The organism is Shewanella sp. SM74, assembly GCF_025653725.1.
Taxonomy (GTDB): Bacteria; Pseudomonadota; Gammaproteobacteria; order Enterobacterales; family Shewanellaceae; genus Shewanella; species Shewanella oncorhynchi.
On the sequence record NZ_JAKKRZ010000001.1, the window covers coordinates 141,177 to 156,455 of the forward strand.

Annotated in this window: 13 protein-coding genes; 4 read left to right on the forward strand and 9 right to left on the reverse strand. The window is 47.0% G+C overall.

What is annotated here, in order from left to right; genetic code table 11:
• Positions 1 to 9: 9 nt before the first annotated feature.
• Entirely contained in the window at positions 10 to 402 is a 393-nt protein-coding gene (locus tag L5M49_RS00655; protein ID WP_028760278.1) for a DUF6678 family protein, read from the forward strand.
• Between the two features lie 209 nt (positions 403 to 611).
• On the opposite strand, the gene atcC is transcribed toward L5M49_RS00655, so the two are convergent.
• The 6 genes from atcC to ppk1 all read right to left on the reverse strand — a co-directional run bounded on the left by atcC (position 612) and on the right by ppk1 (position 7,274).
• Complete coding sequence (gene atcC, locus L5M49_RS00660; RefSeq protein ID WP_263265253.1) at positions 612 to 1,508, reverse strand: cold adaptation protein AtcC; 897 nt, start codon at positions 1,506 to 1,508, stop codon at positions 612 to 614.
• Positions 1,509 to 1,519: 11 nt separating this feature from the next.
• The gene (atcB, locus tag L5M49_RS00665; RefSeq protein WP_006086363.1) at positions 1,520 to 2,278 is read right to left on the reverse strand and encodes a cold adaptation protein AtcB; all 759 of its coding nucleotides are present in this window, start codon (positions 2,276 to 2,278) and stop codon (positions 1,520 to 1,522) included.
• Complete coding sequence (gene atcA / locus L5M49_RS00670; protein ID WP_115015148.1) at positions 2,278 to 2,805, reverse strand: cold adaptation protein AtcA; 528 nt, start codon at positions 2,803 to 2,805, stop codon at positions 2,278 to 2,280. Before atcA ends, atcB begins: the two co-directional genes overlap by 1 nt.
• 22 nt (positions 2,806 to 2,827) lie before the next feature.
• Positions 2,828 to 3,112 carry a J domain-containing protein gene (locus tag L5M49_RS00675; protein ID WP_006081330.1) on the reverse strand — a complete coding sequence of 95 codons (285 nt, stop codon included), beginning with the start codon at positions 3,110 to 3,112 and terminating at the stop codon, positions 2,828 to 2,830.
• A 403-nt stretch (positions 3,113 to 3,515) separates the two neighbouring features.
• A complete protein-coding gene (ppx, locus tag L5M49_RS00680; protein ID WP_173496575.1) occupies positions 3,516 to 5,060 on the reverse strand; it encodes an exopolyphosphatase in 1,545 nt (514 codons plus the stop codon).
• Between the two features lie 42 nt (positions 5,061 to 5,102).
• Positions 5,103 to 7,274, reverse strand: a complete 2,172-nt coding sequence (gene ppk1, locus L5M49_RS00685) for a polyphosphate kinase 1 (RefSeq protein ID WP_028760273.1) — start codon at positions 7,272 to 7,274, stop codon at positions 5,103 to 5,105.
• A gap of 376 nt (positions 7,275 to 7,650) precedes the next feature.
• Here ppk1 and yegD point away from each other — a divergent pair, with 376 nt between their 5' ends.
• Together yegD and L5M49_RS00695 are read left to right on the forward strand one after the other, a co-directional pair.
• On the forward strand, positions 7,651 to 9,117 hold the full coding sequence (yegD, locus tag L5M49_RS00690) for a molecular chaperone (protein ID WP_168823987.1): 1,467 nt from the start codon (positions 7,651 to 7,653) through the stop codon (positions 9,115 to 9,117).
• Positions 9,118 to 9,162: 45 nt separating this feature from the next.
• Positions 9,163 to 9,651, forward strand: a complete 489-nt coding sequence (locus L5M49_RS00695) for a CreA family protein (protein WP_131525552.1) — start codon at positions 9,163 to 9,165, stop codon at positions 9,649 to 9,651.
• 156 nt (positions 9,652 to 9,807) lie between these two features.
• Here L5M49_RS00695 and L5M49_RS00700 read toward each other — a convergent pair whose 3' ends face one another.
• The 3 genes from L5M49_RS00700 to pdsR all read right to left on the reverse strand — a co-directional run bounded on the left by L5M49_RS00700 (position 9,808) and on the right by pdsR (position 14,160).
• Entirely contained in the window at positions 9,808 to 11,007 is a 1,200-nt protein-coding gene (locus L5M49_RS00700; RefSeq protein ID WP_105252748.1) for a cystathionine beta-lyase, read from the reverse strand.
• A gap of 207 nt (positions 11,008 to 11,214) precedes the next feature.
• On the reverse strand, positions 11,215 to 13,374 hold the full coding sequence (gene pdsS / locus L5M49_RS00705; protein ID WP_028760269.1) for a proteobacterial dedicated sortase system histidine kinase: 2,160 nt from the start codon (positions 13,372 to 13,374) through the stop codon (positions 11,215 to 11,217).
• Between the two features lie 93 nt (positions 13,375 to 13,467).
• Entirely contained in the window at positions 13,468 to 14,160 is a 693-nt protein-coding gene (pdsR, locus tag L5M49_RS00710; RefSeq protein WP_006081337.1) for a proteobacterial dedicated sortase system response regulator, read from the reverse strand.
• 258 nt (positions 14,161 to 14,418) lie between these two features.
• Between pdsR and pdsO the strand changes: the two genes are divergently transcribed.
• Positions 14,419 to 15,249, forward strand: coding sequence for a sortase-associated OmpA-like protein PdsO (gene pdsO, locus L5M49_RS00715; RefSeq protein ID WP_198572715.1), 831 nt, complete (start codon positions 14,419 to 14,421; stop codon positions 15,247 to 15,249).
• Positions 15,250 to 15,279: the final 30 nt, after the last annotated feature.

Sequence of the window (15,279 nt, forward strand, 5' to 3'; positions counted from 1 at the left end):
CACTAAAAAATGAATTCTGAAGTTTTGAAGTATGTAAACGAGCATCAGCTTTCGTCTGTAATGAATAAAACAAAGTGGTGCGAGCTTGAAAAGGCATTAAATGGATCTGAAGACTTTATTCCCTATGTGCGATACAAATTGATTTATGATGAAAACCCTAATGCAGGTTTTACTGCCGTGTGGTGGCACGAGTTACTTGAAATAGCAGAAACCATTGAGTGGTTAGAAGTTGATCCATTCAAAAGAGAATGGCTAGGCAGATTAGTGGCGGATCGAGTGACGGACTTTTCTGATGTTGTAAGCGCACAATTAGCCCAATATTCAATTCCTTATTCGATAGAAAATGGTATGTTTCGGATTTGGGGTTATCTGAGGAGGGATGAATCTCCAGAATTTATCTAACTGAAGAGTTTTATCTCTGTAAGTTACTTATTTTCAAGCTAAAATCACTCAAAACTGAGACCGAAATACTGATTGTTGGGATTGGACATAGAGAAACAAGACAATAAAAAAGTGCTTTATTTTTCAATAAAGCACTCATTTTAAAGCGACTCAAGCCCTCGTTAACCTACTGAACGCACTATTGATCAAAGTACCGATTAGAGTACCGATCAAAGTACTATGTAGAGTGGCCAGCCGAGGAGGCCGACGAGACCTTCCTTGTGTTCGAATCTTTCTAAGCGTTCGGGTGAAGCGTCGCTGAGTAATAGTTCGCGGTAGCTTTTCGCAAAGTGCAGGGTACGCAGTAGGGCGGGGGCAAAGTTTTTGCCGAGATCTTTACTGATGGTTTCAGCGAGTTCTGCGGGTAATTCTGCTAACGCTTTCTGGGTTTCCAATTCGATATGCTCACGGGTAAACCATTCCTCTTTTAAGGTGATTTTGCCGATACGCTTTTTCAAATCCTGTCTGACTTTGGCGCCATCAAACAACAATCGATACAGTACCGCTTCGGCTAATACACTCTCTAGATTGAGAAAATCTAGCGGATCATAGCTCGATTGCGCGTAAAACTGTGCCAATAGGGCCGCAATCGACTGTTGGCGTTGGTGTTCAAGCAGGGCATCTTGATAGGCTTCATAGCCTAACCATTCTTCCGCATCGGGCGGGCTGGACACTTGTTCGAGCAAGAACTTGTCGACATCACCGTACAGTGACTTGCCGTTGATGAGTTTATGCTTGCTGACAGTGCTGAGCATGCTCCAGCCTTTTTGAAAGCATTTGACTACGCCATCGGCGGTGATCAACAGGCGTATCGCCTGCTGTGGGTTTTGGTTTGATAATTCCATCAAACCAAGACTCACCACACCAATGACATCGTGCGCCGCTTGTTCGAGCAGGTGCATTTTATACTTGTTGTAAAACTTATCGGCCAGTTTGAGGCTCATCAAAATGGCTTTGGATTTGATTTGTGACAGCTGTTCACCGCTCAGCGTTTCGTCTGCTTGGCCTTGGATCAATACCTTGCTCAGGTAGGGTCCTTGATCTACATCACGCAGTACCAGTTGCATCAAATAATTCCTTAATCCAAAAAGCTAAACATATCATCGACTTCAGCGTATTCATCCGTCACTTGGTTTTTCTCTTTGGCTTGAATAACCAGCTCGTTGACAAACTTGCTGATGATCATTTCCCAACCTGAGCTTTCGTTTCGCAGCAGACTCTTAATGGCTTTTTCAACATCGGGCGCGAGCTCGTGGATCAAGGCCATTAGGCTGCGTGGGTCGTCTATGCTGAGGCTGTGTGCATCTTCACTAGCGACGCGGCTGTCATAGCCGATGGTTTCAGTGTCTTCTTCGTCATCGTAGAGATCTGTGTAGCCGTCTTCATCTTCATGTTTTTCGCCTAACATCATTTCGATGAAAGGGATCGACAGGTAGAAGAGGCCCGCTGGATCTTCGGCGATACATTCTAAAATCGCAGTTTGCTTTTCTTCGCTATCTTGGATGCGAATTAAATAGGTTAAAAAATCAAAGGTATGCTGAATAAGTTCTTCGGCATTGTTTTTGATTTTTTCTTCCCAGTACAAAGGTTGCTGACAGACGATGTCGCGAATTTGTTCTGGGGTCATGAGTTCAGACATGATCGAAGGACAAGAGATATCATGATGACTGTTGATTTGGGTCAGCGTGACGATATCCATGTGTTCGATAACTTCGACTAATTGCTCATCGCTCATGGTATTTGCAATGATTTCAAAGCGTTTGCTCGCTTGTTTTGGCTCTACGTCCGCCAACTCTTTAATTTCGGCGACGGTAATCTCAATGAGACTAGTGTTCATTAGCGGTCCTCATCATCGTAGTGATCGTAGTAGCCATCTTCCTCTTCGCCTTCATCATCGTCGTCGTTATCTGAGGTGCCAACATAATCGTTGTCATCATCTTCATCGTCGTGATGCTTCGCTGCTGGCGTTGCTTTACCTTGAGTTTCAAGTAAATACAGTACGGCGCAGCTTTCAATCAGTAAGGTTTCCGAGTAACCACGCACGGCTAACACTAAAGGTAAATCAGCATTGTTAAAGCCAATCGTGACTTTAAACTCATCCCACTCGGGTTGAGTAGCCGTGTTTATCCAATGTGCCCACTTGAGTTTGGCTTCGGCGGGAAATTTAATTCGACCGTAAAGCGCGACAGGCAGGTACTCAGGCACAGTATCGAGCATCTTAGGATCGGCTTCTAACACCTTTTTGATTTGGCTAGTAAATTGCTCTAGCGCTTTAGGTGTATCGGGATCGTCGTAGGACTCGATATTGTCGTAGGCATTATTTTTAAGCTCATTAATGCGTGAGATATTCAGTTTTTTGACCATTTGACACTACTCTAGAAAACGCTCAAGGATAAAATTGATCCCACAGCTCGCGCATGGCGCTCGCGGGATCGGTCACTATGACGTTATTGAAATCTTTGATAAACGCGTTACGTCGCTTAGGATCGGACAACACATCATAAGCATTTTTAACGCGTTCAAGTTGTACGGCGGCTTGCTGCTTTTCCTCTTCCGAGGCGCCTAACAACTTGTCGGGATGATATTTGTTTGACAGCCGTCGATAGGCTTTTTTAATGTCGTCTTCTTTGGCACTGGGTTTTATACCAAGCACACTAAAGTGGTTAATCATACTTGTACCTGCAGGCGATGGGGCTGATATCGCGAGATAAAAAGGGTTTGACTCTGATTATCTTTAAATTCGTGGAATTATGATTAGTCAGCCGTGGATGATAGCAGAAATCCCCACTCAGCGGCAAACGCGCGAGCAGGAATTTGTGCTTTAGTGAAGGGTTAAAAATCCTTTAAACTTTAATCTGTTGTGGCGCATGGATTAAGTCTACCGCTATGCTGTTGAAATCCGGTTACCTCGCCAGATTGACAGCTAACTTAACCTTGTTTTTAGGCGAGATAATGGCCCTCGATTAAGGGCAATATTTTAGCGCCGAACAGTGCCGAATCCTCGCTAAACTCACTCACACAGAGCTAACCCACACTCGCTTCAGGCACGTTCGGCTGAGTTAACGCCGTAACCGCTAAGTCAGACTAGACACTAAACGCAGGTTCATTCCAAGGGTGAGCATTTGTTTTTGTTCTCGCTGTAAATCTTTCATAAACAAGCTGATTTTCCGCTTATGGCTTGGTAGTACTAGCATGAGTCCATCGGGGATCACTTTAATATGATCTAAGGTCAGCGTCTTAGCGATACGGCCAAGATTGAGCAAGACAGCGAGCCTAAGCAGGCTGAGTAGGCGATTGAGCGTGAGCTTATGGTTGGGATCGAGTTCAGCGAGCATTAATTCGTTAGGCTTTTTTCTGTGGTTGGTGATAAGTCGTGCTAAATCCAGCTGCAAGGCTTCGCTAAACCCAGGTAAGTCACTGTTACTGATAATGTAACCGCCGTGTTTGTGCAGGGATTTTGAATTAATGTGTAATCCGATTTCATGTAAAGTCGCGCTATAGGCGAGCAAGCGCGCATGGGGCCTTAATTGCCATTCGTCGGCGACCTGTTCAAACAAGGCCATCGCAGTGTCGCGTACCTTAGCGGCGTGGGCCATATCGATATGATAAAGCTGGGCAATACTGTCGACGGTGCGGTGGCGAATATCCTGATATTGACCAATCTTTGCCAGTTCATAGAGTACGCCTTCACGCAGTGCGCCTGGGCTAAACTCAAGTTTTTGAATTGGTAAGCGCCTAAAAAAGCTGATCAAAATGGCAAGTCCGGCGGGCACTAAGGGAATGCGTTTATCATCGACGTTGGCAAATTGGATTTGGCTAATATGGCCACATTTGATCAACTTGATTTTGAGCTGTTTGAGTCGTGGCAGCGTGATGGTTTCATCGCCGTGCTCTTCTTGAATTGCTTCGCAGATGGCTTTCACTGTGCCTGAGCTACCCAAGGTGAGTTCCCAGCCGCCCGCGAAATATTCCTTTGAGAGCGATGCGAACTGCTTATCGGCGGCACTTTGGGCATCGCGAAATGAGGCAGGGGTGATGAGCCCATCAATAAAGAAACGCTCATTAAAACTCACACAACCGCAGCGCAGGCTAGATAATTGAGTTGGGGTATTTTTCTGGCCGATCACCACTTCGGTAGAACCACCACCGATGTCGATGACTAAATTACTTTTCCCTAGCACTTGGCTTTGTGCAATACCGTTATAAATCAAACGCGCTTCTTCATGGCCCGAAATGACCTCCACCGGATAGGGCATGATGGCGAGTGCAGCCTCGATAAATTGATCGCGGTTTTTGGCAATTCTCAGAGTGTGGGTGGCGACTAATCGTACTTGAGCTTGGTCGAGATTGGAAAATCGTTGGTTAAAATCCCGTAGGCAATTGAGCCCACGTTCTATGGCGTCATTGTCGAGAATATTTTGCGCATTGAGCCCAGTGGCGAGCTGAACCTGTTGTTTTTCTTTATGTAAAATCTGCAAACTGCCATCTTGCTCGCGGGCAATGACCAGATGAAAACTGTTCGACCCCATATCGATGGCGACAAAGTGGCGCGATTTAGAGTTTGCGAGTACATTGCTGGGCGTAGCGTGTGACTGTGTGTGCGAATATGTGGTTACCAATCGGATTATCCTTAGGCAATCAAAGCGATATAAAGCCAGCGATTAGCTGGCTTTGGCCCGTAACTCAGGTGTTATGTCAGGCTGAGTTTTCACTTCTCGCTCAGCGTCACCCTCATGGGTGGACATACGTAAGGCATTAAATTCTTGCAGTTGGCGCTTCTCATAATTAATCAGATATTGATAAATGGCAATTTGAGAACGCACTTTTCGTTTGTTACCGCGATTTCGATAAGGATTACTTTGTTCCTTGTTGATGACACGCGCTTTAGTGTTGTCATTGAATTGTAAGGATAAAATATCCATTATCATCTGTTTTAGGCGCAGATCATAAATCGGCACACTCACTTCGACGCGATTATCTATGTTGCGGCTCATCCAGTCGGCGGAGCAGATAAAGAGTTTGTTCTCACCGCCCGCGTGGAACAGCATTACCCGCGAGTGCTCTAGGAATCGGTCGACGATACTGTAGACTTCGATGTTGTCGCTGATCCCGGGTATTTGCGGAATAAGTGAGCACATGCCGCGAATGAGTAACTTAATTTTGACCCCAGCGGCTGAAGCCTCATAGAGTTTTTGGACCAAAGATTCATCGAGTAAGTTATTTAGTTTTAGGGTAATCGCCGCCTTCATATGGCTTTGGGCATTGACGATTTCATTATCAATCAAGTGACTCAGTTTTTGTCTGGCATCGTAGGGCGACACAATTAAATGCTGGAAATTATCGCGGCGATACGGATGCTCAATTAAGTCAAACACTTGCTCCACTTCACGGGCAATTTCTTGATTAGCGGTGAATAGCGACAAGTCGGTGTAGACCCGCGCCGTGCCTTCGTTAAAGTTGCCTGAGCCGACGTGACAATAGAGTTTGATTTCCCCTTGTTCCTCACGGCCAATTAAACACAACTTGGAATGCACTTTTAAGCTGGTGATACCGTGGTGAACTTTGACGCCCGCTTCGGCCAAGATGCGGGTCCATTCGATGTTGGATTGCTCATCGAATCTGGCCCTGAGTTCAATGACGGCGGTGACTTGTTTGCCGTTTTTCACTGCATCGATAAGCGATTGCATTACATGGGATTTTTTCGCCACTCGATATAAATTAATTCGAATAAAGCGCACCGCCGGATCGTAGGCCGCTTGGCGCACCATTTCGGTAAAGTGGGAAAACTTATGGTACGGATAGTTGAGCATGATATCGCCCATCCGAATCGCATCGAAACTGTTGGCACTGCGGCCAAAACCTGCACTATTGAGCGCCGGTAGTTTTTCGTTTTCGAGGTAGTCGCGGCTCGGGTTGGGGAAGGCGATAAAGTCTTTAAAGCTGTGGTAACGCCCGCCTGGGATCAAACATTCGGTCGAGCTGATGTTCAGGTTTTCTTTGAGCATCACCAACATGTGTTCAGGCATTTCTTTGTCATACACTAAGCGCACAGGCTCTGCAGTAAGACGTTTTTTCAATCCCTTGGTCATTTTCTCAAGCTGGGTTTGTTCAAGCTCGTCAGTGATATCAAAATCGGCATCGCGGGTTAACTTCATCGAATACACTTCGATAGCATCGTACTCGAAGAAGGGACCAAAGAGTTCATCTACGCAGTGGCGAATAATATTATCTAATAAAATCAGATATTTTTTCGCTTTACTCTTTTCGGCTGGGAGTTCGATAAATCGCGGTACATTTTTAGTCGGCACTTCGACTAAGGCGTATTGGCGGCGAGCTTTAGTGAACAAACACACACACAAATAGGTGGCGTCGTCGTTGATTTGCTTGATCAGATCGCGATTATTATTGACCATAAGCGGCGCGATATGGCGTTTGAAATGGTCTCTAAAATGCTTTTTCAGCCAGTCGCTGTGGAACTCACTTAATTGTTTCTCATTGATTAACAAAATATTACGACGCACAAGTTCGCGCATTAAATCCGTGTATATGCCATCGAACCTTTCTTGCAATGCCATCACTTTCGATTGGATCTTGGCCATTAAATGGCGGCTATTACTGCGACCTTCCTGCAGGGATGACAGCAAAATGGAGCGTCTGACCGCAGCCACACGCACCCTAAAAAACTCATCCATGTTATTGGAAAATATCCCTAAAAAGCGCACTCGCTCCACTAAGGGAACATTGTGATCGCAGGCTTCTTGCAATACCCGCTCATTAAAAGACAACCAAGAGAGTTCTTTATCAATCGAAAGTTTATCGGTATTCGGGGACACTGCACAGCTCCTTTAAGCAAGCGTCATGGCGCAATATACAATAGCATTCATCCGTCGTTGTGCAATCAGATTTACTGCCGACAAGTGAAGGAATTTCAATGATAAATATTGCGTACACGCCAAAATCAGTCTGGGATTTATCTGGGATAAAGATACGAGGGAAATATGTCAACTTGATGACGAGTGTGACAGAAATATGACCTTATGATGATCATCTTGGATTGAGCTTAAATTCTGTTCGCGTTACTGCGATTTAAGTCTTGAGAAACTGTGCAAGCGCGGCTTACTGGAGGATAAATCCGTCAGTGTTAACTCCTTGGGCATTATCGCAAACTATGTTATCTTGCTCGGCTTTTTTATCGCGGGAGTAAAAGGTATGTTTGTTGGATTTGATTATGGTAGTGCTAACTGCGCCGTAGGGATCATGCTGGATGATGGTGTGCAGTTATTGGCGTTATCAGAGCAATCAGCTTATTTGCCTTCGACCTTATACGCGATGGACAGGGAACTGATCGCCGAGGCGGTTTATCGTGGCCTTCCCACTGAATTAAAAGCCGATTACGCCAAAAAGCGCGCCGCGCAATTGAGTCGCGCCCGTATGGTGCGCCATGAGTTAGATCTCGATGCCGATGTTCAGGCTGTATTTGTTGGCGAGCAGGCGGTGAGCGCGTATTTAGAAATGCCGGAGGAGGGATTCTATGTCCGTTCGCCAAAATCCTTTTTAGGCGCGACAGGGCTTAGACCCGAACAAGTGGCCCTGTTTGAAGATATTGTTACCTTGATGATGCAGCACATTAAAGTGCGCGCCGAATCTGTGTTAGTTGAAAAAGACCTTGTGAAACAGGGTAGCACTGCGATGATCACCCATGCGATTATTGGTCGTCCGGTGAACTTTCAAGGCATAGGCGGTGAAGAGAGTAACCGTCAGGCCGAAGCTATTTTGACCTTAGCGGCAAAACGCGCGGGTTTCATCGACGTTGATTTTCTGTTCGAGCCGTTAGCGGCGGGGATGGATTATGAAGCGACCTTGACCGACAACAAAACGGTATTGGTCGTCGACGTTGGCGGCGGTACAACGGACTGCTCCGTGGTAAAAATGGGACCCGCCCATAAACAAAAAGCGGATCGCAGTGAAGATTTCCTCGGTCACAGCGGCCAGCGGATCGGCGGTAACGATCTTGATATCGCCCTTGCAATGAATGCCTTTATGCCGCACTTTGGTTTAGGTTCCTTGATGATCAATGGCAAACCTATGCCCAGTAAAACCTTTTGGAATGCGGTTGCAGTGAATGATATTAGCGCCCAGCGAGAATTCAGTACCTTAAGTAGCCGTAAATTGATTGATGAATTGGTTAAAGAAGCCGAGCAGCCACAGTTACTGAAGCGATTGTTAAAGGTGCAACAGCAGCAGTTAAGTTATCAACTGGTTCGCCAAGCCGAGCGTGCGAAAATTGCACTGTCAGATACCGATAATACTGATGTTAATCTGGATTTCATCGAAGCTGCGCTGCACGCGGGTGTGAGTCGTGAATTGTTTGAAAATGCCATTGAGCCGTCGCTGACGAAAGTGGAAGCCCTGATGCACCAAGCGCTCGCGCAAGCGGCAAAAACTTTGGCAGCAACAAATGTCGCGGTAAACCGCTCAGCAACAGAGGATTTATCCGCTGAAGCAGAGTGCAAACCCGATGTGATTTACGTGACGGGGGGGACGGCACGAAGCCCTGCGATTTATGCAAAAATCGCTGGTATTTATCCCGATATTCCGGTCGTGGTCGGCGATCACTTTGGCTCAGTGACAGCCGGATTAACCCGCTGGGCACAAAAGCTATTCGCTACGCATTAATATATAAGCGCTAACATATAAGCACTAATGTAAAAGGATGTATGAATGAAAACTCTGTTGAAGTGTGCGTTTGCGGCCTCTGTAGGTTTATTGCTTGCGGGTTGTGGTGACGATGTGGGTAAGGTGAGCTTAGGGCTTTTTACCACTAAAGATGTGATTATTGATGCTAAAAACGATCCTAAAATACCTGGGGTGACTTGCCATATCAGTCGTATCGAAGCCAATTTAGATTTTGCTGATCCGTCCGATATGGGGATCAGTTGCCGTCAAACTGGGCCAATTACTGCGGCCGATCTGGCGAAGATAGACATGGGAAAACACGGCGAAGTGATTTTCACTGAATCCCTGAGTATTTTATTTAAGTCATTAAAAGTGCGTAGAATTTACGATGCGCAAAATCAGACTCTGTTGTATTTGTCCTATTCGACGAAAGAGACCAATGGCAGCCATAAACATGCGCTCTCAACAGTGCCGCTTTATGGCTCTGCGGCTTGGGTCGATCCTGCATTAAGTATTGGAACGAAAGCGAATTAATCGCTGTAGAGTTTATGGTTTAGCGGTTTATTTGCGATAAGCATAATGATATTGCAGTAAACATTCGTATTTGTGTCAGTATCGATAAGAGAAGGGGCGGAATATTTATTCCGCCCCTTCTTTATATTCAGCTAGCACTTAGCACATTAAATATCGTTACTTAGCTTTGGCCGCCAATACAGCGTTAAAACGTTCAAACCCAGCACTGAGATCGGCGATTAAATCAGCGGGATCCTCTAAACCAATATGTAAACGGATCAAAGGTTTGCTCGCATCCCATTGAGTTGCTGAGCGGATTTTTTCAATACCGAAAATGCCGAGGATTAAACTCTCGTAGCCGCCCCAAGAAAAGCCCATCTTAAAGTGACTCATATTTTCAACCAGTGCGGTGACGGCATCGGCATCGCCCTGTTTTAAGATAAAGGAGAACAAGCCGTTGGAGGCACTAAAGTCGCGTTTAAAGAATTCGTGCCCAGGGCATGTCTCGAACGCGGGGTGACGCAGATGATCGACTTCTGGCCGGGTTTTCAACCAGTTGGCTACTTGCAGTGCATTTTTTTCATGCTGCGCCATACGCACGCCTAAGGTACGTAGGCCGCGGGCAGCAAGGTACACATCGTCTGGCGATGTGGTTTGTCCCATTAAATAACTGTGTTCACGTAATTGTGGCCAGTATTTTTCGTTGGCCGTGGCCGTGCCTATCATCACATCCGAGTGACCGACGATATATTTGGTCGCCGCTTGAATTGAGATATCTACACCCATTTCAAAGGGTTTGCTATTGATGGGCGAGGCCCAAGTATTGTCCAGCATAGTGATCAGCCCATGCTCGTGGGCGATGCGGCACAAGGTCGGTACATCTTGCACTTCCATGGTGATGGAGCCCGGAGACTCTAAAAACAGTACCTTAGTATTGGGGCGAATGAGGTCGCGAATGCCTGCGCCAATCAGCGGATCGTAGTAAGTGGTTTCGATACCAAAACCGCCGAGAATATGGGTGCACAGATCCCGCGTTGGCTCATACACGCTATCAACCATTAACAGATGATCGCCCGTTTTTAAAAATGACAGTAGCGCCGCACTGATCGCCGCAGCGCCAGAAGGATACAGCGCCGTACCGACGCCACCTTCTAGTTCGGCAATCGCGGCCTGAAAGGCAAAATGGGTTGGGGTGCCACGGCGGCCATAAAACATCTCGCCATTGGTTTTATTTTTCGCGGCGTGGCGCATTTCATCCATGGTTTCGAAGACGATAGTCGAAGCGCGAAAGACGGGCGGATTGATCACGCCTTTGGTCCATTTTTTGTCTCGACCTAAGCTGACGATTTGGGTGGCTTGATGATGTTTATCTGTCATTGGATCATTACCTTGGCATTTAGGTTGAACGAAGAGGTTGAACAATTTGGGAGAATAATTGGCGTTTCTTATCGATTGTTATGGCGGTCATCTTAGCATCTACCCGCATAAATGACAGGAGGCGCGTGATGAGTTTGGCTCATGTTATTGGCCTCCTGTATTTTAGCTATTGAGATTATGACGTAGGGCTTAAAAGCTGTAACACGCTTAATTTAAAGGTAAGGTGACAAGGATATCCACACCATTATGTTCGCTGCGATTACGGGCAAGGATTTGTCCTTGGTGGAACTCGGCGACCAATCGCGCGATATACAGACCTAAGCCTAGGTGGGGTTTATCTTGGGCTTGATTTATCCGCACCGACACCATGGAATCGAAAATCTGCTCCGACATATCAATGGGCAGTTCAGGCCCTAAGTTACTGATAAGCAGAGTTGCTTGCTTACCCACTTGGGTGAGCGTGACTTCGATAGCACTGTCTTTATGGCAAAACTCAATGGCGTTGGCGATAAGTTTGTCCATTAACTGGGCGATATATTCTGGCACCCCTTGCATCATCAGTGGTTGCTCGGGCACTTTCACACTAAAGCCTTGTTCTGGATAGGTCATTTGATAACCTTGCATACAACCGCTGACCACTTGTGAGAGTGGGAATTTAGTGATATCGGCCTGCGTTAAACTCTGTTCTAAGCGTGTTGCCTCGCTCATGTTATTTAAAATCATGCTTAAGCGGCTGACACCTTCTTGGGCGCGGTCGACATATTTTTGCGTGTCTTTATCTAAGGTCTGCAGGTTTAAATGCTCAAGGGATGAACGCACCACAGCCACGGGCGTACGCAACTCATGGGACAGGCGCGACGACATGTTTTCTAGATAGTGAGTGTACTGACCCAGTCGCCCCACAATGCTAGAGAAGCTACGGGACAGATCGCCAATTTCATCCCGAGCCTTCGACGGTTTGAGGTGATTACGCACACGGCCTTGGCTATCGATGGCGTTTTCGGCTTCATCGCGCAATTTACGGATGCGGTTAGAAATACTCGAGGCGAAGAAGAACAGCGCCAAGGTGCCCATACTCATTATGGTCAAAATCACGTTAAAGAGCTTTTCTAGCGCTCGGTTACGTAGAGTTCGAATACCGTGGGTGGTTTCTTCGGCGACGACGGCACCCATCACATTGTTATCAATCCAAATGGGGCTCGCAGCGGCGAGTACCACAGCTTTGTTGTCTGGGGTTAACCGCCAAGTCGAACTTTGCTGACCCGCGAGGGCTTTTTGGATATGACTGCCGTCAAGCTCGGTGGAATCTTGCAAGGAATCAATAAAGTCTTTGGGCGGTTTTGTGAGAATTTTATAGTACAGCGGATGCAGATAATCACGCTTGAAGGTATCCCACAGCGCGGTGCTCTTTTCATCTTCTAAGGTGCGGGTCCATACACTGTCATTAGCGCGAATGTCGCCGGATTTTGCCAGTACGCGACCGTGTTTATCGACCACCCAAATACGTGAGCTATAGTGGCTCATGCCTTTGATAATACTTTCAATTTCCGGTGATGGTACCAGCACAGTGCCGAGATTGTCGACCGTATCTAAAGCTGAGGTGCCGACAACTGCAGCGACATCACGGTATTTGCTGTCGTTGACATCGGCAATGGCAAATCCGAGTTTGCTGCCGACCATGTCTAAGGGAATACGCAGCTCGACATTGTAGCCCACATCTGTCGTCGCCCATTGTCCTTGGATGCGCACCTCTGGTGTGACGGGCACAGTTTGCTTAGGATTAGCGGGTAATTCGAAGGCGCTGATCCAGCCGGGTTGAGTCGTGGCAACGATATAGCGTTTGAATTTATTGTCGGGCGCGAGTGTCGCAATCGAGAGATGATCGTTTCTATCGACACTTAGGGCATTTTTACCCCGCAGTACCACTGTTGGATCAATGACTTGAAAAAAAGCATACAGATAACCATCGTATTGTCCGACCATGTGGGTAAAGCTTAAGGTCAGGGGGGCGTTCGGATCGGCACGCATAATTTGGTGCGCCTCACCGTATTGGATAAATCTGTGCTGATATTCCTGCCATTCGTTGAGTTTGCCGTCGAGCAAAATCGCCCCCGCCAGTGGATAGGCGTATAGATCGCGGCTTTTTTCCACTTGCTTTAAAAAACTTGCTTGCCCATCGAACAATTTCGGCCGCTCGTGCAGCGCGGTGGCCAGTGCTTGAGTGGTGCCTTCTAAGGTGCGTTCTTGGCCGTGGCGAAGATATTTTTCCATTTCCCACACATATTGGTACCCCAGCCAAGGTAGGCAGAGCAAGAACAGGCTAAGGCCGATGACTTTAGTGCGTAGACCAAAGGGGAAACGTGTCATAAGTTAGGGATCAGCATTAATGGGTTTAAAAGTTCATTCATCCAAGGTTATCTGGTTCAACGCCGCGCGCTTAAAGGTTGGTTAAGCCATAGATCAGGCTAAGCTGTCCCAGCGATAACCCATACCATAGACAGTATCAATACAATCAAACTCTGGCGCGGTAGCGATAAACTTTTTGCGAATACGTTTCACATGGGAGGTGATAGTGCTGTCATCGACAAAGATTTTAGCCTCTTGCATTAATTCATGGCGACTGCGTACATGGCCTGGATGTTTGGCTAACGCATGCACCATCCAAAATTCGGTCACGGTAAGCTCGATTGGTAACTGGTTCCAATAGACTTGCATGCGGTTGGCATCAATGGTCAGTGGGCCACGTTCGAGCAGATTTTCCTGCGCCGTTTGGCTGGCCGCAAGTTCAGATCGTCGAAACAATGCGGCTAAGCGTGCGGTTAAATGGGGAAAACTCACTTCTTTACTCAAGTAATCATCGGCGCCTAAACGCAGGCCACACACAGTATCAAAGTCACTGTCACGGGCGGTTAAAAAGATGATCGGCAGCGTGCTCGACATGGCGCGCAATGACTGACATAGCATAAAGCCGCCGTCAATTTCATTACCTAAGCCGATGTCGATAATGGCTAAATCTGGTAAACGGGTATTAAAGGCTAGCATGGCCGATGGTCTGTCGGCGTAGGTTTGCACGCTGTAACCGTGTTGTTGCAGCACGTCCTTGTAATTCTCGCGAATGGCCGCTTCATCTTCCACTATGGCGATACGCTTCATAGAGCCGTATTCCTATTGACTTGGGGGAGTAAGTTTTCGTGACTATACAGGATTTTACCCGAGAAAAAAGGCCACAAATGCAATTGCCATTTTGTTGCCACAATTGATAGTTGTATTGCCATTTTCCATCCCTGCTCATGCCATTCCACTTGTGTTTAATAGCCCCATTCAGTTTTGTACCCGTTTGACCTGATGTGGTGTTGAGTGGATTGCTTCAGGTACGAGTCCAAGCTCAGCTAATAATCAAAAAGGAATGAGATGATGAAAAAGACACTAATTAATCTATTGGTTTTGAGTTTATTAAGCGCACCTGTAGCCAGTGTGTCGGCGCGGGTTTCACTGCAAAATCAAGTGATAGGACAAGACCTCACCCTAGAAAATGATGCCTATGCAAGCGGTATCGCGATGGATGACGAATACGCAAGCGAGGATGAACAACCCGAAGCCCTAATTGGCCTCGGTGGTGGAGCCTTAGTAGGGGCGTTAGTCGGTGGTCCAGTGGGGGCCATTATTGGTGCGTTCACAGGCACCTTAATTGGCAAATCGGTCAGCGATACAGACACATTGCATGTTCAGCAAAGACAGATCCATTTGCAAGAGTCCCAGTTATCCGAGTGGAGTGTAAAACAGCAAGCCGCCGAAAAACGGGCGAGCGAATATACCAAGGCGCAGCAAGAGCTTGATGAGTTGCTGTCAGCGCAACGTCAATTGCTCAGTGAACTTGCTTTGGGGCTTAGCGTACAGTTTCGTACCGGTTCCTCTGAGGTTGAATCGCATTTTTTGCCCCAATTAGATGATGTGGCTGAGGTGATGAATTTGTCACCAGAACTCAATCTTGAGCTGAAGGGTTATGCCGACCGCCGTGGTGATGAGAGTTACAACCAAGCCCTTTCTGAGCAGCGTCTACTGGAGGTGCGTGGCTACCTGATTAAGCAAGGCGTCACTGCCGAGCGTATGACCACTCAAGCCTTTGGTGCTTTATCGCCTTTGAAAGCCGACCAAGACAGAGAATCGGATGTGTTCGACCGCCGCGTGACATTAACACTACAGCCTCATTTGGCCTTGACGGCCAGGCATGCTGCTGACTAGCGGTCAATTTAAGTAGTCCATTTTACGTCG

What these genes read in the sequence shown, in the direction of transcription:
- atcB (WP_006086363.1), bottom strand. Translation starts at nt 2,278, where the DNA reads ATGAACACTAGTCTCATTGAGATTACCGTCGCCGAAATTAAAGAGTTG.
- L5M49_RS00655 (WP_028760278.1), top strand. Translation starts at nt 10, where the DNA reads ATGAATTCTGAAGTTTTGAAGTATGTAAACGAGCATCAGCTTTCGTCT.
- atcC (WP_263265253.1), bottom strand. Translation starts at nt 1,508, where the DNA reads ATGCAACTGGTACTGCGTGATGTAGATCAAGGACCCTACCTGAGCAAG.
- pdsO (WP_198572715.1), top strand. Translation starts at nt 14,419, where the DNA reads ATGATGAAAAAGACACTAATTAATCTATTGGTTTTGAGTTTATTAAGC.
- pdsR (WP_006081337.1), bottom strand. Translation starts at nt 14,160, where the DNA reads ATGAAGCGTATCGCCATAGTGGAAGATGAAGCGGCCATTCGCGAGAAT.
- atcA (WP_115015148.1), bottom strand. Translation starts at nt 2,805, where the DNA reads ATGGTCAAAAAACTGAATATCTCACGCATTAATGAGCTTAAAAATAAT.
- L5M49_RS00675 (WP_006081330.1), bottom strand. Translation starts at nt 3,112, where the DNA reads ATGATTAACCACTTTAGTGTGCTTGGTATAAAACCCAGTGCCAAAGAA.
- pdsS (WP_028760269.1), bottom strand. Translation starts at nt 13,374, where the DNA reads ATGACACGTTTCCCCTTTGGTCTACGCACTAAAGTCATCGGCCTTAGC.
- L5M49_RS00700 (WP_105252748.1), bottom strand. Translation starts at nt 11,007, where the DNA reads ATGACAGATAAACATCATCAAGCCACCCAAATCGTCAGCTTAGGTCGA.
- L5M49_RS00695 (WP_131525552.1), top strand. Translation starts at nt 9,163, where the DNA reads ATGAAAACTCTGTTGAAGTGTGCGTTTGCGGCCTCTGTAGGTTTATTG.
- yegD (WP_168823987.1), top strand. Translation starts at nt 7,651, where the DNA reads ATGTTTGTTGGATTTGATTATGGTAGTGCTAACTGCGCCGTAGGGATC.